At 45.0% G+C, this 23,875-nt stretch carries 15 protein-coding genes and 1 riboswitch; all 15 genes read left to right on the top strand.

Translation table 11 applies throughout. The annotated features are described in order from the left end of the window. Positions 1–59: 59 nt before the first annotated feature. On the top strand, positions 60–1,613 hold the full coding sequence (locus RQP52_RS30580) for an ABC transporter substrate-binding protein (protein WP_315955495.1): 1,554 nt from the start codon (positions 60–62) through the stop codon (positions 1,611–1,613). Further along, on the top strand, positions 1,601–2,629 hold the full coding sequence (locus RQP52_RS30575; RefSeq protein ID WP_315955337.1) for an ABC transporter permease: 1,029 nt from the start codon (positions 1,601–1,603) through the stop codon (positions 2,627–2,629). Before RQP52_RS30580 ends, RQP52_RS30575 begins: the two co-directional genes overlap by 13 nt. Next, positions 2,626–3,453: an ABC transporter permease gene (locus RQP52_RS30570; RefSeq protein ID WP_315955336.1), complete on the top strand. Its 828-nt coding sequence runs from the start codon at positions 2,626–2,628 to the stop codon at positions 3,451–3,453. Before RQP52_RS30575 ends, RQP52_RS30570 begins: the two co-directional genes overlap by 4 nt. Before the next feature lie 35 nt (positions 3,454–3,488). Further along, entirely contained in the window at positions 3,489–4,406 is a 918-nt protein-coding gene (locus RQP52_RS30565) for an ABC transporter ATP-binding protein (RefSeq protein ID WP_315955335.1), read from the top strand. Next, on the top strand, positions 4,399–5,001 hold the full coding sequence (locus RQP52_RS30560; RefSeq protein WP_315955334.1) for an ABC transporter ATP-binding protein: 603 nt from the start codon (positions 4,399–4,401) through the stop codon (positions 4,999–5,001). Before RQP52_RS30565 ends, RQP52_RS30560 begins: the two co-directional genes overlap by 8 nt. 147 nt (positions 5,002–5,148) lie before the next feature. After that, entirely contained in the window at positions 5,149–6,396 is a 1,248-nt protein-coding gene (gene glyA / locus RQP52_RS30555) for a serine hydroxymethyltransferase (RefSeq protein WP_315955333.1), read from the top strand. An 81-nt stretch (positions 6,397–6,477) separates the two neighbouring features. After that, a complete protein-coding gene (locus tag RQP52_RS30550) occupies positions 6,478–7,029 on the top strand; it encodes an NUDIX domain-containing protein (RefSeq protein ID WP_315955332.1) in 552 nt (183 codons plus the stop codon). Between the two features lie 39 nt (positions 7,030–7,068). After that, positions 7,069–7,271: riboswitch (cobalamin riboswitch) on the top strand. A 214-nt stretch (positions 7,272–7,485) separates the two neighbouring features. After that, a complete protein-coding gene (locus tag RQP52_RS30545) occupies positions 7,486–12,441 on the top strand; it encodes an S-layer homology domain-containing protein (RefSeq protein ID WP_315955331.1) in 4,956 nt (1,651 codons plus the stop codon). A gap of 100 nt (positions 12,442–12,541) precedes the next feature. Continuing rightward, positions 12,542–14,179: an S-layer homology domain-containing protein gene (locus RQP52_RS30540; protein WP_315955330.1), complete on the top strand. Its 1,638-nt coding sequence runs from the start codon at positions 12,542–12,544 to the stop codon at positions 14,177–14,179. 13 nt (positions 14,180–14,192) lie between these two features. Continuing rightward, positions 14,193–15,095 (top strand): DUF4430 domain-containing protein, encoded by a 903-nt coding sequence (locus RQP52_RS30535; RefSeq protein ID WP_315955329.1) that lies wholly within the window; start codon positions 14,193–14,195, stop codon positions 15,093–15,095. Beyond that, positions 15,092–15,982, top strand: a complete 891-nt coding sequence (locus tag RQP52_RS30530) for an energy-coupling factor transporter transmembrane component T (protein ID WP_315955328.1) — start codon at positions 15,092–15,094, stop codon at positions 15,980–15,982. The genes RQP52_RS30535 and RQP52_RS30530 overlap by 4 nt, the downstream gene beginning before the upstream one ends. Next, positions 15,955–18,432, top strand: coding sequence for an ECF transporter S component (locus RQP52_RS30525; protein WP_315955327.1), 2,478 nt, complete (start codon positions 15,955–15,957; stop codon positions 18,430–18,432). Before RQP52_RS30530 ends, RQP52_RS30525 begins: the two co-directional genes overlap by 28 nt. Before the next feature lie 10 nt (positions 18,433–18,442). After that, a complete protein-coding gene (locus RQP52_RS30520) occupies positions 18,443–19,348 on the top strand; it encodes a LysR family transcriptional regulator (RefSeq protein ID WP_315955326.1) in 906 nt (301 codons plus the stop codon). A gap of 138 nt (positions 19,349–19,486) precedes the next feature. Further along, on the top strand, positions 19,487–21,775 hold the full coding sequence (gene metE, locus RQP52_RS30515) for a 5-methyltetrahydropteroyltriglutamate--homocysteine S-methyltransferase (RefSeq protein WP_315955494.1): 2,289 nt from the start codon (positions 19,487–19,489) through the stop codon (positions 21,773–21,775). Positions 21,776–21,948: 173 nt separating this feature from the next. Beyond that, positions 21,949–23,460, top strand: a complete 1,512-nt coding sequence (locus RQP52_RS30510) for a putative glycoside hydrolase (protein WP_315955325.1) — start codon at positions 21,949–21,951, stop codon at positions 23,458–23,460. Positions 23,461–23,875: the final 415 nt, after the last annotated feature.

Genomic DNA, 23,875 nt, shown 5'->3' with positions numbered 1-23,875 from the left:
GAAAGGTGGGAATGAAAATGAAACATCGACTAGTCATTTTTTTGATTCTGATGGTCACCATGAATTGGATTAGCGGCTGCATGGTAGAGAAGCCAAAACCGGCGGCAGAGGCAAGCAAAAAACAGCTCGTTCTAGCTATTGGCGGAGAGCCGGAAGCCGGTTTTGATCCAACAACGGGGTGGGGGCGATACGGTTCGCCACTTTTCCAAAGTACCCTGCTTAAGCGTGACAGCAATTTGAATATTACAAATGATCTGGCCACGGGTTATGAGGTTAGCCCAGACGGCTTGATCTGGACCGTGAAGCTTCGCAAGGATGTCAAGTTCAGCGATGGTCAACCGTTAACGTCAGCTGATGTCGTATATACCTATCAAACCGCTGCGTCGAGCGGATCTGCCATTGATCTGAGCAATGTCAAACGTGCAGAAGCTCCTGACGACGCAACGGTCAAGTTCACACTGAAAGAACCGCAATCGACGTTTACCCAAATGCTTGTTTCAACCGGCATTGTCCCCAAGCATGCCCACGGCAAGGATTACGCCAACAAACCGATCGGCTCCGGTCCTTACAAATGGGTCCAATGGGATAAAGGGCAGCAGCTGATTGTCGAATTGAACCAAGACTACTATGGGAAAAAGCCGTTTTTCGAAAAAATCACCTTCCTTTTCCTAGGGGAAGATGCCGCTTTTGCAGCAGCCAAAGCGGGAACAGTGGATATGGCTGCGATTCCTGCGGCATTTAGCAAGCAAACCGTGAACGGTATGGAGTTACAAACAGCAGCAACCGTGGACAATCGAGGCATCATGTTTCCTTATGTAAAATCCGGAGAGAAGACGAAAGACGGTTACCCAATTGGCAACGATGTCACAGCGGATGTAGCGATTCGTAAGGCAATTAATCTAGCGCTCGATAGAAAAGCATTGGTTCAAGGCGTTCTAGAAGGTCACGGCACTCCCGCCTATACCTTAAATGATGGCCTTCCTTGGTTTAATCCTGAAGCCGTTTTTGCTGACGCCGATTTGAACGCAGCGAAGAAAATACTCGCTGATAACGGTTGGAAGGATACCGATCATGACGGCATTGTTGAAAAAGGAACACTGAAGGCAGTGATTAATTTGCTTTATCCTTCTAGTGATGTCACACGACAATCGCTCGCCATTGCATCGGCAGATATGCTAAAACCTCTGGGCATTCAAGTGAAAGCCGAAGGCAAAAGCTGGGATGACCTCGAGAAGCAAATGCACGCGAATCCTGTTCTTTTTGGATGGGGAAGTCAAGATCCCTTGGAGATGTATAACGTTTACAGCAGTAAATATGGTGGAGTGGACTATTATAACCCGGGGTACTACAGCAACGCGAAGGTTGAAGGATATATGAGTCAAGCTTTAAAAGCAACGAACGAAAAAGAAGCATGGGGCTTTTGGAAAAAAGCGCAGTGGGATGGTGAAACCGGGTTAAGCACGTTAGGCGATGCACCTTGGGCATGGTTGATTAATCTGGATCATTTGTATTTGGTGAGAACAGGACTTGATATCGGCAAGCAAAAAATACATCCGCACGGACATGGCTGGCCGGTAACGGATAACATCGAGGAATGGCAATGGAAGTTATAAAGCGTGAATCCTCTAACTTGGCAAAGGTCAGCCGGATTCTGGATCCCTTCCTTTTACGAAAAGGACTAGGGTTAATCTTGCTTTTACTTGCCGTGAGCGCTGTTTCGTTTCTGTTAGTTCACTTCTCACCCATTGATCCGGTTCAGGCTTATGTTGGTGCCGATATGATGAAGGTAAGTGCTGAACAGAGAGAACTGATCGTGCAGTACTGGGGACTAAATGAACCGCCGGTAACGCGGTATTGGAACTGGATGTGCGCTGTGGCAAGCGGTGATTTAGGAACGTCAATGATCTATCGGATCCCTGTGCTCGAAGTGATTGGCGAACGATTTGCCGCCTCTCTTGCGCTGATGGGGATTGCTTGGGTTCTATCCGGCATTATCGGATTTGTTTCCGGTGTTCTAGCTGCTATGAATCGGAATACTTGGATCGATCGAATGATTCGCTGGTATTGTTACACGCTATCCTCGACGCCTACTTTTTGGATTGGTCTGCTGTTTATGCTCGTTTTTGCGGTATGGTTGGGATGGCTGCCTGTCGGTCTGGCAGTTCCTGCCGGGGTTACTTCTGAGGAAGTCAACCTGCTTGATCGTATCCGTCATATGCTGCTTCCGGCATTGACACTCAGTGTAACCGGAGTTGCAGCAATCGCTCTGCATACGCGAGAAAAACTAATTGATATTACAAACAAAGAGTATTGGATATTTGCAAGAGCAAGGGGGGAGCGGGGCTTTCAAATCTTTTGGAGACATGGGCTTCGGAATGTGGCCTTGCCCGCAATCACGCTGCAATTTGCTTCATTCAGTGAGCTGTTTGGTGGAGCCGTTCTTGCTGAGCAAGTATTTTCGTATCCTGGACTCGGGCAAGCAGCAGTGGAAGCAGGGCTCCGAGGCGACGTTCCACTTTTGTTAGGCATTGTTTTGTTCAGTGCTGTGTTCGTATATTCAGGAAATGTTATGGCTGATATGTGTTATCGCCTGATTGATCCCAGAATGAAAGAAGGCGGTAAAACATGAGATGGCTGAATGATCGTCACAAGCTTGCGTTAACTTCGGTTGCTGCTGTGCTCGTCTTACTTATCATTTTCGCTATGTCTGTAGGGATGGATTCGTCAGGCTTGTCTACTAGCTTGAACCAGCGTAATTTCGCGCCGTCTGTCGCGCATCCTTTTGGGACGGACTGGTTAGGAAGAGATATGTTAACACGTACGATCAAAGGATTGGCGCTCAGCCTTAGGGTCGGTGTTGTTGCTGGAGCTTCAAGTGTCATCATTGCGGGGATTATGGGGCTTGCGGCAGCCGTTATGGGAAAAACCGTGAATCGACTAGTGAGCTGGCTGACGGACTTATTTCTCAGCGTCCCTCATCTTGTAACGCTCCTCTTGATTGCTTTTGTTGTAGGTGGAGGGGCTAAAGGCATTATCATAGGTGTCGCACTAACGCATTGGCCTGCTTTAACAAGGGTTATACGTGCTGAGGTGATGCAGATCCGTTCGGCACCGTATGTTTCTATATCGCGTAATTTCGGAAAATCCAGTTGGTGGATTGCAACAAGGCATACCATCCCGCATCTGCTGCCCCAGCTTTTGGTCGGGCTTATTCTAATCGTGCCGCATGCCATTTTGCATGAAGCTGCTGTTACCTTCATAGGGATGGGACTTTCCCCGCATGAGCCGGCGATTGGCATTATTTTATCCGAATCTATGAGGTATTTATCTTCCGGCATGTGGTGGCTGGCGTTGTTCCCTGGTTTGTGCTTGCTTCTGTTGGTTCGGGCTTTTGCCATGTTGGGAGAGAATTTGAAGACGTGGGTAGACCCCAGACGCGCACATGAGCATTAAACATACATATGCTTGGAAAAGAGGGATTCGGTTTTATGTTGGAAGTCAGTGAACTTTCGATCAGCTTTAATACGTTGGACCGACACTTGCGCCCTAAAAAAATGGAAGCCATTCATAAATTGGAGCTTTCAATTGATGCCGGAGAAATTCTAGCTGTCGTAGGCTCTAGCGGTTCCGGCAAAAGTCTGCTGGCGCACGCCATCTTGGGCATACTTCCCGGTAATGCTCAAGTTACGGGCACAATTCGCTTTAAAGGCGAGAAACTGACTGCTGAAAGGCAGGAGGGTTTGCGTGGAAAAGAAATCGCGCTTATTCCTCAGTCTGTACAGTATTTGGATCCCTTAATGCGCGTCGGCGATCAAGTGAGACAAGCGGTTCGGCGAGGAAATCCCGCCGAGCTTCAGCGGAAAGCTTTTAGTAAGTATAAGTTATCGGACTTTGTCGCCAAGCTGTTTCCCTTCCAACTTTCCGGAGGTATGGCGCGAAAAGTTCTCGTCTCAACCGCTACTGTAAGCGGAGCTCAGTTGTTGATTGCGGATGAGCCTACTCCAGGCTTGGATGCGCCTTCTATGAGTGAGACCTTAAGCCGATTCAAGCAGCTGGCTCAGGAAGGTTGTGCGGTCATGTTAATCACACATGACATTGAAGCTGCTTTAACGGTAGCCGATCGCATTGCTGTGTTGTATGCCGGGACCGTAGTTGAAATTGCACCCCGCACCGATTTCACAGGAGATGGGCAGAGGCTGCGGCATCCGTATACACAAGCGTTATGGAGAGCGCTCCCAGGTAACGGATTTATTCCTTTACCCGGGGCTCAACCGCTGCCGGATGCTTTGCCGGCAGGGTGCGTTTTTGCTCCACGCTGTTCTATGGCCACTTCGGAATGTGAACGGCAAGCTCCTGAATCGCGCATGGTAAGAAGCGGAAGGGTTAGGTGCATACACAGTGATTGAGGGAAAATCTTTGGGGTATCGTTATGGGAAAGAGGCGTGGGTGTTTCGTGACCTCGATATTCAATTAGAAGCCGGAGAGATCGTAGGACTCATCGGGCCAAGTGGTTGCGGGAAGTCCACGCTAGGGCAGTTACTTGCAGGTCATGTGGGACTGCAGGAAGGGCATGTAAGTGTGGACGGTGTTCCACATAGGAAGGGGTCAAGGAACCCTGTCCAATTAGTGCTGCAGCATTCCGAGCAAGCGGTTAACCCGAGGTGGAAGCTGCGGAGAACTCTTCAGGAGTCAGGCATGATGGACCCAGTTATGCGCTCAGAACTATCGATAGAAAACGCATGGTTAGATCGCTATCCGAACGAGTTGTCCGGCGGGGAGCTGCAGCGGATTTGTGTAGCGAGAGCGCTAGGGCCGGAAACACGCTATTTAATAGCGGATGAGATGACCACCATGCTAGATGCTATTACACAAGCGCAAATCTGGCGTACGGTGCTGCGATGGGCTGAACGGCAGCGTGCTGGCGTTTTGGTGATCAGTCATGAGCGGGAATTGATTGAGCGGTTGTGTGGACGGGTGATTCGCTTTCCTTCAATTCGCTAAACTGCACAAATTAACGGGAAATATTTCCTCTATCTCTTGCTGATATAGCCATTAACTATATCTAGGTATAGCTAAATCCAGTTACTCTATAGCCACAGCTCTATGGTATCTTCTTAATAACAAAACGATGCTAAGGAGCAATTGACTGTGGAGCAATTACGTAAACAAGACCCTAAAATTGTTGAGGCAATGAATCTGGAGATAGGCCGTCAACGTGACAAAATTGAATTGATTGCTTCTGAAAACTTCGTCAGCGAAGCTGTTCTTCAAGCAATGGGAACGGTTCTAACGAATAAATACGCAGAGGGCTATCCAGGAAAACGCTACTACGGCGGATGCGAGCATGTCGATATCGTTGAGGATATCGCGCGTGATCGTGCAAAAGAATTATTTGGCGCAGAGCATGCCAATGTGCAGCCGCACTCCGGCGCGCAAGCCAATTTGGCGGTATATTTAGCTGCTCTGAAACCGGGAGATACCGTTCTTGGTATGAACTTGGCGCATGGCGGTCATTTAACACATGGAAGTCCTGTTAATGCCTCGGGTATTTTGTATAACTTTATTCCTTATGGTGTTAGAGAAAGCGACGGGCTTATTGATTACAACGAGGTTCGCAAATTGGCATTCAAGCATAAGCCTCGTATGATTGTGGCTGGTGCCAGCGCATATGCACGCATTATTGATTTTGAAGCATTAGGTGAGATAGCTCATGATGTAGGAGCTCTGTTCTTTGTGGACATGGCCCATATTGCCGGGTTAGTTGCCGCAGGGTTGCACCCTAGTCCTGTGCCGCACGCTCATTTTGTAACTACAACTACGCATAAAACCCTTCGCGGACCCCGCGGCGGTATGATTCTTTGCCGCAAGCCTTGGGCTGCAGCGATTGATAAAGCAGTATTTCCCGGAACGCAAGGCGGACCGTTGATGCATATCATTGCCGCTAAAGCCGTTGCTTTTGGCGAAGCGCTTCAACAAGATTTTAAAACGTACGCTCAAAATGTTGTTCTCAACGCTAAAACGTTATCAGAACAGCTTTTAGCAGAAGGTGTCAATCTTGTTTCGGGAGGTACAGATAACCACCTGATGCTGATCGACCTGCGTAGTCTGGGTATCACCGGTAAAGAGGCGGAACATTTACTGGATGAAGTAGGAGTAACGGTGAATAAAAATGCGATTCCTTTCGACCCTGCGAAACCGATGGTTACAAGCGGAGTCCGCATCGGAACTCCAGCAGTTACCGCCCGTGGCATGGATCAAGAAGCTATGAAAACAATTGCCAAAATTGTGGCGTTAACTTTGAAAAATCCTACGGACGAAGCTGTGCATAACCAAGTACGGGGAATGGTCAGTGATCTGACAGCGCAATTCCCATTATATCCAGGGTTGAGCTACTAAATTTAAGTTTACATCTGGGCCAAGTATTTGATCTTTGGATCAAATACTTTTTTTATTATTAGAAAAAAAGTTGGTGGCATAGTGAAGTATGAATTTCCAGGTGCTTTACAGAATCAAAAGATTATTTTATCAAAGGAATGTCTCATTGAAGAAGCTAATTGTGTCCTGATTTGTGCATTTTATCAAGGTCAATTGGTTCTTGTTCGACATCACAGCCGGGGGTGGGAGTTGCCTGGGGGAATGAGAGAGAAGAGTGAGTCCGTTCTTCAAACGGTTCGAAGGGAGATGCAGGAAGAGGCTGGAGGAGAGCTCAATGCGATCGAGAGAATTGGGCAATATCTAATTTTTGAAAATGATCATCTAGTATTTGTGAAAAATATTTATATTTCCACGGTCCGTATTCTTGGAGCGCTCCCGAGCGGATTTGAGACGGATGGTATCATGCTGGCAGATGCTATTCCGAAGCAAGTTGAGATTATGAATGATCACACATTTAGTCCTTATATGAAGGATAATGTCTATATGATTGTTTCTGAGTGGATAAAGGATCATCGGTTTATTAGAGATAGTTTCAAGTTAAAAAACCATTATTCAAACTCTAAGGAATATCTATCAGTAAATGAAAGTAAGTAGACAAAACATTAGAAAGAAGATACCATTAGTTCATAATTTAATAATGTTCTAGATAAAGGTGCAAGTATTCACTTCGGGTGCTTGCTTAAAAGGGAAGCTCGGTACGAAGCCGACGCGGTCCCAACCACTGTAATTGCTGAGCGACTCTTCATAAAATGCCACTGTCTTGCATACTAGATTGGGAAGGCGAAGAGAAGCAATGACGCATAAGCCAGGAGACCTGCCTTTGTTTATGGCGTTTCTAATTCTTTGGGGGTGAGAAGAGGGAACCAAAGTTATGCGTTAGCATAATTTTTATTTGAGATTGTGTATTTTCGCGCGCAATTCGCAATTATTGGAAGTTAGTCCACCCTGAAGAGGGTGGCTTTTTTGCGTTGCTAATTAATCAGCAAGAGAGAAGGGGAATGTTACTATATGACTCATCGTCATGTAAAGAAGTCGGTTTTTGCACTATTCATGTCTGTTATAATTTTATTTTCATCTTTAGGTGTACTATTTACACCAAGCCATCAGGCGTTTGCTTCTTCGAATGAGGGAAGCAATTCAACCTCAGTTATCAATAATGTTTATGGTGAAAATGACCAAGAAGCGGTAAATAATGATTATGCATCATTAACCCTTGGTGATACGAGCTATACGACGAATAATCTCACACTCCCTACAACGGGGCAGTTCGGATCCAACATTACATGGGCTTCAAGCGATTCGGCAATTTTATCTAACGGTGTCGTTACTCGCCCTATTTTTCCTCAGGAAAACAAGCTGGTTACATTAACAGCAACGATTACGAAAGGTCAAGCAACGTTATCCAAAGTGTTCCAAGTTCGCGTCATTGCGACTATTGATAAAGTAACAGCAGCGTACATGCTTCACCAGTCTAAATATTACTACGATGTTGTGAAAAGCAAGAAACTTGGCTCATGGTGGGATTATGGCGCGGTTTTCGGCGGATGGGGAACAGTTGCCGGCTATACGGTTAATGATGATTATTCAGGGGAGTTAACAGGTTCGCAGCCTTCGGACTATGCAGGTTTGATTGTGGGAATGATCAGTACCGGCAAAAACCCTTACCTTACGCCTAAAGGGAAAAATCTTATCAAAGTGTTCGTGGAAAAATACCAAGATGCAGGCGGGTCGTTTTCAACCCTAAATAATCAGCAAATGTGGTCGATTATTGCCCTAAATGCAGCTAATGCAGAAGTTATCTATAACCGGACGAATCCATCCAAGCCGTACAATAAAGAGGGTGCAGTCAAGAAGCTTATTGCGTATCAAGCAGCGAGCGGTTCAATAGGTGGCTTGGATTTAACAGGCATGGCGCTTATCGCGCTTTCAGGCTCCAAGGAAATTGAAGGTGCTAATGAAGCTATTACCAAAGCTGTAAACTACTTAAAAAACAATCAATTGCAAACGGGACAATTTGCAGCCGGTTGGGGAAATGATAACGGTAATACGGATGCAACTGTTATTTCTGGCTTAGTTGCTGCAGGTGAGGATCTCACAAGCTCTAAGTGGACGGTAGGCGGTAAAACGCCAATTGATACCTTAGCTCAATATCAAGGTAAAAATGGCGGCTTCATGTATAGAACAGCTACAGGTAACACAGACAATATGGCTTCTTATCAAGCCATTATTGCTCTAGGTGATCTAGTTGCCGGTGATAGTGTTTGGAAAAGAATTAAGCTTGCTGCGCCGGTTGCCCCAGGTGATATAGATGTAAATACAGCGATTGAAGCAGCTTCCAACTATTTTATTTCTAGCGCAAGTTCTGTAGGATCAGACTGGAGCGCTATCGCGTTAGCTCGATCTGGCCAAAAGTTACCTGAAACCTATATGCAGCATTTGCAAAATGTAGTCACGTTCAGTCAAGGAGATTTTGATTTTGTCACTGACTTGGAACGTACGATTTTGGGAATTGGAGCTGCTAATGGCGATGCATCGAATGTAGGCGGCTATAACTTAATTGAGAAATTATACAACCATAATAGCATGACGGCACAAGGAATTAATGGTCCTGTTTTTGCCTTACTTGCACTTGACTCCAAAAACTATTCCATACCGGTTAATGCTAAATGGACTAGAGATAAACTCATTCAGGCGATTATTACCAGACAAAATGCAGACGGCGGTTTTGTGCTAAATAGTGGGGAGAGCGATCCTGATATTACAGCGACAGTTGTAACTGCGCTCGCTCCTTATAAGGATCATCAAGCTATTATTTCCGCTGGAACGTTAGTAAAAGCAGTGGACTGGCTCTCACAGCATCAACAAAACAGCGGAGGATATCTGAGCGGCGGTGTTGAAAGCAGCGAGAGTGTATCTCAAGCGATTATTGCTTTAACTTCCAGAGGGATTGATCCTACTGGCACAAAATATACGAAAAATGGCGTCAATCTGATCAAAAGACTTTTTCAATTCCGTTTGCCTGATGGCAGTTTTTCTCATACGGAAAATCTTGTTTCCAATGGAATGGCTACTGACCAAGTTTTACGGGCATTAGTCTCCTATAAATTATTTCTAGAGGGTACTGGGGAACGCTTGTATGATCTCACCAAACCGATGCCTGGGCTTAGACCAGTACCAACATCGCAAGTGAAGTTACGCATCGAAGGTCCCGAGAATAGGTTCGGGGAAGCTTCTCTGGCAGAGGGGCAAACACCTTTACAGGCACTTGAAGCATATGCAATTGCCAATGGAATCGAATTAAAAAAAGATGTCAGATGGGGAATGCTCAATCTGAGCATGAATGGCATTCATTCCGGATACTATGGTGATCAGGATTATGGGTTCTGGGATTTTGCTATTCATAGAGGAGACAATTGGATTACGTACATGGATAGTACGGTGGATCAAGCAATCCTTCAGCCATCCGATGAAGTCGTTATTTTCTATGACAATTACAATACGATGCCAATCGACTTAATTACTGTTGAACCACAAACTGGTACGGAGATTAATGAGGATGTTAATTTCACTGTTCAAGTAAATAAAACACAGATGAATTATGCCACCTATAAGCTTACGCCAGTTGCAGCAGGTAACGTCAGTATCTCCATCCATGATTCAAAAGGAACACTCGTTGTTTCCCAGAAGACGGACGAGAATGGAAAAGCAGCTTTCGGTCATCTGTCAGCAGGCAATTATGTCATTTCGGTCTCTGATTATGTTGCTAACAGTGCGCCAAACGTTGTTCATACAACAGCTGCACTACAGGTTTCAGAAGGATTTGCTTCCAAAGAAATTCCATTACCTGCCGGGAATCAACCTAGAATTGTCATTCCGTTTGATAACAAGGATTATATAGTTCCTATTTCAAACACAGATGCAAATAAAGAAATTACGGTTGAAATACCTAATGGTGTACAATCGCGTATCCATGTCGGTCTACCTTCCGGCAGCAGCCTTCCTCAGATCACGGCTCTTAAAGGGAATGTCTCAATGACCATCCCCAAAAGTGCACAGATTACGAGCGGCGATGCCTCAGCGTTGGAATTGATTACAACCAAGGATAATTTGGATTCAGCCCTAAAGGATAAAGTAGGTTCACTCGTTCCGTCAGGCCGTACACTGGACTCTGTGAATCAGGCATTAACGTTTGGAGGCGGCAGTACAAGGGTCGTATTTGATCAATTTGTTACTTTAACCTTCAATGGCATGAATGGAAAAGAAGTTGCTTATATTGAAAATGGCACACCGTATGTCATTCAGAAATTCGACAGTGATGCGGCAGGCCTTGCCAGCGGAAAATTGGAGTATGCCTATGATAGCGGCAATGCTCTTATCGTCAAAACAAAACATTTTACTGATTTCATTGCCTATACTTCCAGTGCAGTTCAAACGCCTGGCGGAGGAGGACCTGGTACAGATCCGAAACCATCTGTCACATTGTCCGTTGACAAACTTACGATTGACAAGGGATACGTCGTTCCTTCTATGAGCGTTGTGCTTCAAAGCGGAGACACGGCTTGGAGCGTATTGAAGAGAACGCTGGACAGCAAAGGAATTGTTTACAAGTTTAAATGGTACGACACCTATGGTAGTGTCTATTTGCAATCGATTGACGGGGATGGCGAATTCGACCACGGCAGCAGTAGTGGATGGATGTACAATGTGAACGGATCCTATCCAGGATACGGGGCAAGCTCGTACGTGCTTAAAAATGGAGATAATGTGCAGTGGCGTTATACAACGGATCTTGGAAATGATGTAGGCGAGAAGTCACCGGGAGGTCCAATCGTTGGTATTCCGACAGGGCAGAAGCCGATCATTAACATTCCTTCGGATCTTGCACAAGATTACACGTTAAATATTTCAGATGACCTGAAAAATAAAGAGTTAATCACCGTTAACATTCCTAATGTGAATCACAAAGTATTTTTTAACTTAGAGACAGTTAAAGACAGTATTCCATTGATTAAGGCGGTAAAAGGCGATATCTCTCTTACGATCAATAAAGGAACAGCTTTGAAATCAGGTAATCCGAAAATTGAAGTTTTGACTTCATTAAATCGCGAGGATGCCAATCTCCAGAATCTTGTGAAAGGTAGCATTAAGGACATCGGCAAAAATGTGCTGAAACTCACGCATGCCTTTGCGATGGGGAATGGAAACGAATCCGTACAGTTTGATAAACCGCTCACTTTTGAAATAACAGGAGCGAAAGACGAACTTGCTGGGTTTATCGAAGGAAATACTTTTACACCTATTGAACGTTACGAATCAGATGAAAAAGGCATGGAAGCAACAAAAGGCAAAGAGAAGATTACTTACGCGTACGTGAAAGATCAAGATTTGATTATTAGAACGAATCATTTCACAAGCTTCCTGTCCTACACAGTAGGTGCCAAGAATACTGAAACGACACCGGTATTTGATCTGAAGAACCTTTATACAGATTCAAGTTCTATCTCAACTTGGGCCATCGACGCAATTAAAGAAGCCACTCAGAAAAAGTTTATCGAAGGCAACGAAGGTAAATTCTCTCCACAAGCTGCCATTACAAGATCAGAATTCACCAAAATCCTGGTCAATGTGCTGGGTCTAGAAATCAAGAAAGAGAATGCGATTCAATTCCAAGATGTGTCTCAGAATGACTGGTTCTACCCTTACGTGAATACGGCTTATCAAGCTGGCATAATCTCTGGGTACGACACCGAGCATTTTTATCCAAATGAGAAGCTTACACGTGAACAGATGGCAGTTATTATCGCCAATGCGCTAGCTCTTCCAAAAGCAGATCAGAATTCTGGTATTGAAGACATGGAGCAAGTATCCGATTGGGCTAAATCCAGTGTTCAGACCATTATGGCTAATGAGCTAATGACGGGTTGGAATAATCGCTTCCAGCCTGGTGATGAAGTTACAAGAGAAATGGCCATTGTTGTGGCTATGAGAGCTTATAAAAAAAGATAGTACAGAACGATAGCTTGCAGCATGGCATGGAGAAGGAGCAGAACAATTTCTGCTCCTTCTCCAATATTTGATTTGAAATATTGGGGGGAGAACATTGAGAATGATGAAGAAGCTTTCGATTCTACTTCTTATTCTTTGTCTTTATTTAAGTAGTTCGATTCAAGCTTTTGCAGCGGATCAAGCAGAGATTTCTCAGGTAGTTACTAACACAGCATCCTATCTGACGAAGACCGTTTCAGAGCCGCATGTAGGATCCATAGGTGGAGAATGGGCAGTTATAGGGCTGGCTCGCTCTGGATATTCAGTCCCACAGCATTATTATGACGATTATTACAAAGTGGTAGAAAAGTATGTCAAGGAGCTTGGCGGCGTTTTGCATGACAAGAAATACACAGAGTATTCGAGAGTGATTTTAGCTTTAACCGCTATTGGCAAAGATCCCTCCAATGTAGCAGGCTATAACCTGTTAGAGCCTTTAGGGGATTTCTACAAAACGAATTGGCAGGGCATTAACGGTCCGATTTTCGCTCTTATTGCCTTAGATTCAGGGAAATATGAGATACCTGTGAACAAAAACGCGAAGACTCAAGCGACTAGAGACATGTATATCGACGAAATCTTGGCAAGACAGTTGGCGGACGGGGGATTTGCTTTGTCCGGTACCACAGCTGACCCTGATGTGACGGGTATGGCATTGCAAGCTCTCGCCAAATATCAAAGTAAGGAAAAGGTAAAAGCAGCAACGGATAAGGCCGTTGAAGCCCTATCCAACATGCAGAATAACTCGGGGGGTTACGCTACCTGGGAAACGGAGAATTTGGAAAGCGCGGCGCAAGTTCTCATGGCTTTATGTGAGCTTGGCATCCGCCCAGATGATCGCAGATTTACTAAAAATGGTCACAATCTTATCGACAACCTGTTAAGTTATTATCGAGAAGGACGGGGATTTCTGCATACAACTGACGGCAGCGGCGAAAATCTGATGTCCACGGAGCAGGCATTTTATACGTTGGTCAACGTACAAAGAGTAGATGCAGGGAAAACTAGTCTTTACGACATGACAGATGTCAAAAAGGGCTCCCAGCCGGATGCTGGCAACGAAACCAAATCTCCGGAAAACGGAGGATTGCCGAATAAAAATAAAGATGTTAAGCCAAGCGTCATCACTAATGCAGGTAAAACTTTTACGGATATTCAAGGGCATGTCAAACAGAAATCCATAGAAGCGATGGCTGCCAGAAATATGCTTAACGGCATAACGGACACCCAATTTGCACCGGATCAAACGATGACAAGGGCTGAATTTGCTGCCATTGTAACGAGAAGTCTGGGCTTGACACCTAAGGCAGCGTCAGTTTTTAAAGATGTTCCTGCAGATAGCTGGTATGCACACTATGTAGGCACGGCTTACACCTATAACCTCATCCAAGGAACTTCAGAGGATACATTTACACCAGAACAAACAATTACCCGGCAGGAAGCTGCTGTGATGGTTGCTCGTGCGGCCAAACTTTGCGGCCTGGATACGAATGTACAGGACATCGAAATCCGAGATATGCTTGCTCAGTTTACGGATTATACGAAAACGGCAGAATGGGCAAGAGCAAGTCTAGCGTTTTCTTATCGTGAACATATTTTGTCACAAGAAATGATAGAGATACAACCTGAAGCGGCAGTAACGCGCAGTGAAGTGTCAGATATGTTATATCATCTATTAATGGCATCTAAACTTTTGTGAAACAGGTGATCCTATGAAAATAACGAAAACGAAATTAGTTTCGGCTATCGTTATCGTGGTTGCGCTCGTAACCAGTTACCTGTTTATGGGACCGCAACCGAATACCCCAGCGAAATTGCCTGCACCAACGACGGAAGCGGCTGGGCAGCAAGTTGAAGTGAAGAGTCAAGCTGCCCAGCAGCCTGACTCTTCTAAAGCTGCACCCTCAGCAGCGCAGTCATCAACGGATCAGCCTATTAGTACAGTTAAGCCGACAGAAGCAGCACCTACGCAGACGCCGGAACCAACGAAGGCAGTAACCGCTAAAGAATCTGATAAAGACTCTTCAAAGGAAACACCTACTCCTGTTGTCAATCAACCTGCTGTCAATCAACCTGCTGCCAATCAAGAAATTGATCCCAAGACAGGTAAAGATAAATACTTAACGGAGCCAGTCCCGTCTGGGAAGCCGCTGCCTGTTGAACCTCAGAACATCAAAATTTCTGACAAGGCCATGACGGCTACCCTATCCGTTACTTGTTTGACTATTTTAGATAACATGAAGCTGTTGGACAAGGAAAAGGTGGAGCTGGTGCCAAAGGATGGTGTCATCCTTCCAGCCACAAAGGTAACTTTCTACGAAGGAGAATCCGTGTTTAACGTTCTGCAAAGGGAAATGAAAAAGCATAAAATTCATATGGAGTTTGTGAATACCCCCATCTACAATTCCGCCTATATCGAAGGAATCAACAATCTCTATGAATTTGACGTCGGAGAGCTCTCGGGTTGGATGTTTAAAGTGAACGGCTGGTTTCCCAATTACGGAAGCAGTCGGTATCAGTTGAAAGAAGGCGACGTCATTGAATGGGTCTATACGTGTGACTTAGGACGTGACGTTGGGGACACATATAATGCTATGGGAGCAACAAAACAATGAAAGATGCGTTCTCAAGCTATCATCCTCTTGTTAATTTTCTTTATTTTGTTATGGTCATTGCGTGTTCGATGTTTTTCTTGCATCCGGCATGCCTGATCATTTCTTTGTTTTTTTCATTCGCTTACTCAATCTACTTGAACGGGAAAAGGGCGATTCGATTTAATTTTCTGGTTATGCTGCCAACGCTGATAATAACCGCTCTTGTCAACCCTGCGTTTAATCACGAAGGAGTAACCATTCTAATGTATTTGGACAATGGGAATCCGCTCACTTTAGAATCCATTACGTTTGGCGTGGCTTCGGCTGCGATGCTGATAACGGTCATATGTTGGTTTTCTTGTTACAATGCGGTCATGACCTCCGATAAGTTCATTTATTTGTTTGGCAAACTGATCCCGGCAATGTCACTCATTTTTTCGATGGTGCTGCGCTTTGTTCCAACATTCAAGGCCCAATTCCAAAGGGTATCGGATTCACAAAAATGTGTGGGCAGAGACATCTCGAATGGCGGCGTGATGACACGGATCAGACATGGCATTCGAATCATGTCCATTATGATAACCTGGGTGTTGGAGAATGCCATTGAAACGTCGGATTCCATGAGGAGCCGCGGATACGGGCTGAAGGGAAGAACGGCGTATTCCAACTACACGTTTGACCGACGTGATCAATGGGCGCTTGGTGCTTTAACGATAGTAGGAGGTTATGTCTTGATCAGCTCGTTATGCGGAGCGATGTATTTCAGATATTATCCGTCGATGAAAGGGCATGGGCTTTCGGCTTTTACGATTAGTGCATTAGGTGCTTATGCTGTCATGTGTGCAATTCCTTTAATTATGAATGTATGGGAGGATAGGAAGTGGAAGCTTTTGCAATCGAAAATTTAACATTTTCTTATCCAGATAACGATAAACTAGCACTCGACAACATCTCTTTAAAAATACAACAAGGCGAATTCATTACCTTATGCGGAAAGTCAGGGTGTGGTAAGTCGACACTACTGCGCCATTTTAAAACCGTGCTAACGCCTCATGGCCAAAGGAGCGGCATGGTCCGCTTTGAAGGTGCCGATCTTGGTACGGTCGATACAAGAACACAGTCCTCCCGGATCGGCTTCGTATTCCAGTCGCCGGACAATCAGATTGTGACCGATAAAGTTTGGCATGAGCTGGCCTTCGGGCTAGAAAGCTTAGGATATCGTACACCAGCCATCAGGCTAAAGGTTGCTGAGATCGCTAACTTTTTCGGGATGCAAACCTGGTTCCATAAGTCCGTCACAGAGCTGTCGGGTGGGCAAAAGCAACTTTTAAATTTGGCTTCTGTAATGGTCATGCAGCCTTCGGTTTTAATTTTGGATGAACCAACGAGCCAACTTGATCCTATCGCTGCTTCAGATTTTCTGAATACACTTGTGAAGGTCAATAGAGAATTAGGAACAACGATCATCATTTCCGAGCATCGCTTGGAAGAACTTCTGCCGGTTTCTGACAAGGTAGCTATTTTGGATAACGGCAAAGTCATTACCGTTGATACGCCCCGAAATGTGAGCAAAGTGCTTAAAGAAACGAAGGATGCGATGTTTTTCGCCATGCCTGCGCCAATGAGAATTTATTCTCACATCCCTAATGATTTGGAGTGCCCCATTACGGTTCGGGAAGGCCGGAAATGGCTGGATGACCTAGCTCAGACTTCGCATTTCATTATAACTACGCCGGAAAAGAAGCAAACGAATAAAACGGGGAAAGTTGCCGTTGAGCTAAAAGAAACGTGGTTTAGGTATGAAAAAACAGCCCCTGATATTGTGAAAGGCTTGTCAATTTCCGTCCACTCAGGTGAAATATATGCCATTTTAGGAGGGAACGGCGCTGGCAAGACTACCGCTTTATCGCTGATAGCAGGCTTAAAAAAGCCATATCGGGGAGTGGTTAAACTAGGTGGCAAAAAGATTCAGGATCTGTCCGATCATGAGAAATACGGCGGTTTGCTCGGTGTGCTTCCCCAGAATCCGCAAACCCTTTTTGTAAGTAAAACCGTGGAAGCGGATCTCCGTGAAATGTTTATCGGAAGAAATGTCAACAAAGAGGTTGTGCAAGAAAAAATAGAGCAAGTAACTGAACTGTGTGAGCTTGGCGGCCTATTACAAAGCCATCCGTATGACTTGTCCGGAGGTGAACAACAGAGAGCTGCGCTTGCGAAAATCTTGCTGCTTGAGCCTGAAATCCTGTTGTTGGATGAGCCTACGAAGGGGCTGGACAACCATTTTAAACTGAAGTTTGGCGATATTCTTCATAGCCTCAGGCTTGCAGGTACGAGCATCATTATGGTAAGTCACGATGTTGAATTCTGTGCTTCCTATGCGGATACCTGTGCGATGTTTTTTGACGGCAAGATTGTGTCAGAAGGCACACCGAAGGAGTTTTTTACAGGCAACAGCTTCTATACAACGGCAGCAAGCCGCATGTCCAGGCATCTGCTCCCGAGTGCAGTCACAACGGAAGATGTGATTAAGGCTCTTGGTGGAACGGTGCCGGAGAGGCATTCTAATATCCGAAAGTTACCTGAATCACGGCTTACAAAAAAAGAAACAGACACCCCAAAAAGTGATGCAACAGATCAAACACCTATGGATAAAAGGAAGTTATCCCAACGAACAATCCTCGCATCTTTTATAATTTTGCTGATCATACCTTTAACCATATGGTTTGGTATTTATTATTTGAATGATCGAAAGTACTATTTTATCAGCTTGCTAGTTATCCTTGAAACGATGCTGCCATTCGTGATGCTGTTTGAATCCAGGAAACCCCAAGCAAGAGAGCTGATTGTGATAGCGGTCTTATGTGCAATAGCGGTAGCTGGAAGAGCCGCATTTTTTATGGTTCCCCAGTTTAAACCGGTTGTTGCGATGGTGATTATAGCCGGCGTGTGTTTAGGCGCAGAAGCGGGTTTTCTTGTTGGTGTGGTTACCGGGTTTGTTTCCAACTTTTTCTTCGGACAAGGACCGTGGACGCCATGGCAAATGTTTGCTTTTGGCATCATCGGCTTTCTGGCCGGCGTGTTATTCAAGAAAGGTATTCTAAGGAGAAATAAAGCAGCCTTATGCATCTTTGGAGGGCTAACGACTTTTTTCATCTATGGCGGTCTTCTGAACCCGGCCTCCGTGCTGATGTCCCCTGTACAGCCAACCAAAGAAATGTTTCTGTTAGCCTATCTGCAAGGAATCCCCTTTGATCTCATACATGCCGTTTCCACGGTGATTTTTTTGTATTTTATTGCGAAACCTATGCTTTCCAAGCTTGATCGAATAAAGTTGAAATATGGTCTAATTGATTCCTAGGGGGATAGCGATGACAACTTTGCAGCAATTGAAATATGTAATTGAGGTAGCGAACCGCAGATCGATTAATGAAGCGGCTAAAAGGTTGTTTATTACGCAGCCCAGCCTATCGAACGCGATCAAGGATCTGGAGGAAGAAATACAAATCTCCATATTTGAAAGATCCAATAAAGGAATAACCCTTTCCAAAGAAGGGGTTGAATTCCTAAGTTACGCGCGGCAAGTCGTCGAACAGGCTGAATTATTGGAGAGCCGGTACCTGAATGCGAAGCCTTCACCGCAGCATTTCTCAGTATCCACGCAGCACTATGCGTTTGCGGTAAATGCCTTTGTCAGTCTGATCCAGGAATTCGGATTAGATGAATATGAATTTGCGCTGCGTGAAACCAAAACGCATGAAATTATCGAAGACGTCCAAACGCTGCGAAGCGAAATCGGTATTTTATACTTGAATGAATTCAATGAAAAAGTCATAAACAAGATGTTGAAATCCGCCAATTTGCAATTTAACAGTTTATTTAAAGCGAAACCGCATGTGTTCGTTAGTATTAAAAATCCATTGGCCAATCAGTCGATTGTCACCATCGAGCAGCTCCAGGAATATCCTTACCTCTCATTTGATCAAGGTGAGTATAATTCTTTTCATTTTTCAGAGGAAATTCTGAGTACGATCTCTCATAAGAAAAGCATACGAGTAACGGATCGCGCTACGCTTTTTAATTTGTTAATTGGATTAAATGGTTATACGATTTCAACGGGTGTTTTGAACGCAGATTTGAACGGTAATGAGATTATTCCTGTTCCTTTGGATTGCGAGGAAACCATCCATGTGGGGTGGATATCCCATAAAAATACGATGTTAACAAAGTTAGGCACAGCTTATATTGAAGCGCTAAAGCAGGCAATTTCCAAGTAAATTTCATGCAATTCCAAGCACTTTCTGAACGTGATCATTATAGCCCAAAACTATAGCTAGATATATGTTATTCGAATTACTTTATATCTGCGAATTTGTGATAATTTTTATATAACAAATTGAAGAGGGGTTATAATGATGGTGAAAAGCAGTGTATTGGGATACCCGCGTATCGGTGTAGATCGCGAATGGAAGAAAGCTTTGGAAGCGTTCTGGGCAGGAAAATTGGAAGAAACAGAATTTCAAGCTCGACTGCAAGAATTACGTTTGAATCATTTGCGTAAACAACAAGAGAAAGGCATCGATTTCATTCCGGTTAATGATTTCAGTTATTACGATCATATCCTGGATACAGCCGCTATGTTCGGAATTATTCCGAAACGCTTCTCTTATGAGGGTGGCCCTGTACCGTTATCGGTTTATTACGGCGTAGCTCGTGGAACGAAGGGTGCGGCAGCAAGCGAAATGACGAAGTGGTTTAACACGAACTATCACTATATCGTCCCTGAATTGGCGGATGCTTCCCCTGTACTTACCGAAAACAAACCTCTTACAGCTTATAGAGAAGCGAAAGAGAAGCTTGGTATCGAAGGAAAACCGGTTATTGTTGGGCCATTGACTTTCCTCAAGCTATCTAAAGGATACAGCGTATCGGAGACGGATGCATGGTTGGAGCGCTTAGTTCCACTCTATGTCCAAATCCTTCAAGAGCTTGCCGAAGAGGGCGTGCAATGGGTACAGATCGATGAGCCAATTCTTGTAACCAAATTAAGCCAAGAAGACCTACAGCGTTTGTCGAGTATTTATAAGACGATTGCTTCAGCTGTTCCAGGCCTTAACATCATGTTGCAAACCTATTTTGAATCGGTAGAGCACTATAACGAGATTGTCAAATTACCGGTCAAAGGAATTGGGCTTGATTTCGTGCATGGTTACAATGGCAATCTAATAGCCATTAAAGCGCTTGGGTTCCCGGCGGATAAGGTGCTGGGTGCAGGTGTCATTGACGGACGTGGTATCTGGAAAGCGTCGCTTAGGGAGAAGATGGAGCTGCTTAATGAGCTAACGGAATTCGTTTCCGCTGATCGTCTGATTGTACAATCCTCCTGCAGCTTACTTCATGTTCCGGTAACGACAGAACGCGAGACGAAACTCACGACAGAGTTGAGAAACGCTCTAGCATTTGCCGATGAGAAGCTCGGCGAGCTTGTTCTTTTAACGAAAGCATTAGCTTCAGACGCCGAAGGCATTATAGATGAACTAGTTAAAAGTGATGCAGCCATTCAAGCATTGCAGCAATCGGAGGAACGCAACCGCGTCAACATTCAGCAAGCCGTTGCAGCGCTAAGCAATCAACAACCGGAGCGTTCCCATCCTTTTGCCGAGCGCCATCAAGCTCAACAGGCAAAATGGCAGCTGCCTATTTTCCCGACAACGACAATCGGCAGCTTTCCACAATCGGCAGAAGTGCGTAAAGCGCGTCAATCGTGGCGCAAGGGCGAGTGGAATAACGAGCAGTATGCGCAGTATATCCGCGATCAAATCGATACTTGGATCGACCTGCAAGAAGAGATCGGTCTGGATGTTCTAGTACACGGCGAGTTTGAGCGTACGGACATGGTCGAGTTCTTTGGTGAGAAGCTGGCTGGTTTTGCCTTCACACAGAACGGTTGGGTGCAGTCCTATGGCTCACGCTGCGTGAAACCGCCGGTTATTTTCGGAGATGTGGCGTTCAAGGGTGAAATGACGGTTGAAGAAACAAAGTATGCCCAGTCCAAAACTTCACGTCCTGTAAAAGGGATGCTGACAGGACCGATTACCATCATGAACTGGTCATTCGTTCGTGACGATATTCCGCGTGAGCAAATTGCTTATCAATTAGCTTATGCGCTTAGACAAGAAGTGGAAGCTCTTGAGCAAGCAGGCATCGGCATGATTCAGGTCGATGAGCCCGCTGTTCGCGAAGGTCTGCCGCTGAAAGAAGAAGAGCAAGCCGGCTACCTTGAATGGGCAGTCAAAGCTTTCCGCATCACCACATGCACGGTACACGAAACGACACAAATCCATACCCATATGTGCTATTGCGAGTTCCATGACATGATTGACTCCATTGAAGCGATGGATGCTGATGTAATTTCCATTGAGACATCCCGCAGCCATGGTGAGTTGATTCATAGTTTTGAACTAAATACTTACAAGCTAGGCATCGGGTTAGGGGTATACGATATTCACAGTCCTCGTGTTCCTAGTGTAGAAGAAATGACAGGCATGATTGAACGAGCACTGCGCGTATTGGATGCAAGGTTGTTCTGGATTAATCCGGATTGTGGTCTGAAAACACGTGGACTGGAAGAGACAGTCGCCTCCTTGCGCAACATGGTTGAAGCAACGAAGATTGCTCGTGAGAACCATGCTGCAACTGTGTAACCTACAACAATCGATTCAAACATAGAGATTGAGTTGAAAGAGCAGATCTGCGATGGCAGCTGCTCTTTTTTTTGCGATGGAGGGCCAAGTGCAGCATAGTTTTGCCGCTTCCCGAATACTTCAAGTATGAGCATCGAATTTCAGAACATGCTTTGAAATAGGGGGAGAGCAAGGTGAAGAAACAAGTTCTTATTTGCTTGATGTTAGGTTTAGCTCTCATGTTGTCGGCTTGTCAGTCGTCTCAAGACGCTTTGACCACACCGAATCCATCGGGGCAGCCATCAGGAGCGCCGTCATCAGGGCTCACGACGACACCAACACCCACGCTCGAATCAACAGTAATGCCAACGTCAACGGCAATGCCAACATCGACACCTGCAGCGCCTTCTGATGCTCCACTTGCGATATCGCCAACTCCGGCAGCAACGCAAACACCCGGTTTTGTTCCTCCATTTCATTTTGAATATCCAGATGCCGTACGTGGGATTTATGTGACAGGCTGGTCAGCTGGCGGGGAACGTATGTCTAAACTTCTTTCACTCGTTGATAACACGGATTTGAATGCAATGGTCATCGATATAAAGGATGATGATGGCTATATCACTTTTAAACCTGAAGGAAAGCTTGCGGAATTTGGTCAGCCTTACATCAAGGACCCCAAAGCGCTTCTGAAGACACTCGAGGAGCATAAAATCTACCCGATCGCTAGAATCGTCGTTTTTAAAGACACAGTTATGGCAAAAAAACGGTCTGACCTTTCTTTTATAGATGGAAGCAGTATTTGGCGTAATTCGAACGGTGACAGTTTTATCAATCCATTCCTTAAAGAAACGTGGGATCATAATGTTGAAGTAGCAAAATTAGCGGTAGAACTTGGATTTAAAGAAATCCAATTTGACTATGTTCGCTTCCCGGAAGGTTTTGAGAGCAGGGACAATGTTCTCAAATATGCCATGGGTGATTACAAGGATAAAAAACCAACGAAGTTCGTGCAGGAGGAAAAAGATTACGCCGAAGCTTCTAAAAAGTATCAAGAGGATCTGGCTTCCTTAGAGTTGAAGTTGGCAGATGCTTCCAATGCCTACAATTCTGAGAAAAGCGAAGCAAATAAAAAAGTCATGGATGATGCTCAAAAGAACGTGTCTGATCTTAAAAAAGGAGCGCCTCGAGCGCCGGACTTTAGCGATAAGGCACGTATGACGCAGCTTCGTGTTGATGCAGTCAGCGACTTTGTTGCCTATGCCAAAGATCAGCTTAAACCGTATGGCGTAGATGTTTCTGTGGATATATTCGGGTATTCAGCGACATTGCCTGAGGCTCCGGGGATCGGCCAAAACTTTAATCGCATTGCCAGCTCGGTAGATGTAATATCATCTATGATTTATCCAAGTCATTGGTCTAACGGTTACTTTGGCATTTCAAAACCTGATAAAGAACCATACAACCTCGTCGCCGAATATATGAAAGCTGAGAAAGCAAAGTTTGCCCAGCTCCAGTCTCCACCCCAGTCACGGCCGTGGATTCAAGACTTTACTGCAAGCTGGTTAGGGGCAGGGAATTATATCAAATACGGTAAGGCTGAGGTAGATGCACAAATTAAAGCTTTACACGATGCAGGCGTTCAGGAGTACCTCATCTGGAATGCAAACAATAACTATTCAGAGGGAGTAACCTATATTCCGTAAAAAAGCTGCGGCTGTCTTGGACATTACTTTGCTGTCCTAGGTAGCCGTTCTTTTTTGCGAAAAAAAAGGCTTGTGTTGGCAAAATATCCATGGTATATTATGAAACCTGCCTTACAAGAAGTGAGATGCAGACGGTTGAATAGCTACTAAAAATGATTTGAAAAAACACTTGCAATTGAAATTCTCACATGGTATATTACTTCTCGCTGCTTCGGCAACGCGGTAGTGAACGAAAGAAATTGATCTTTGAAAACTGAACAACGAGTGAGTAAGCACAGTCGAGCAATCGACGATAAATGAGATGAATAATCTCGCTAGCAAGTCAATGAGCTATTCAGCTTTCAATAAAGGATAAGCAATTGTCCAACTATTATGGAGAGTTTGATCCTGGCTCAGGACGAACGCTGGCGGCGTG

Source organism: Paenibacillus violae, assembly GCF_032461945.1.
Taxonomy (GTDB): domain Bacteria; phylum Bacillota; class Bacilli; order Paenibacillales; family NBRC-103111; genus Paenibacillus_E; species Paenibacillus_E violae.
The sequence above is the reverse complement of the archived record's forward strand: the minus strand, read 5'-3'. Positions and strand labels throughout refer to the sequence as shown.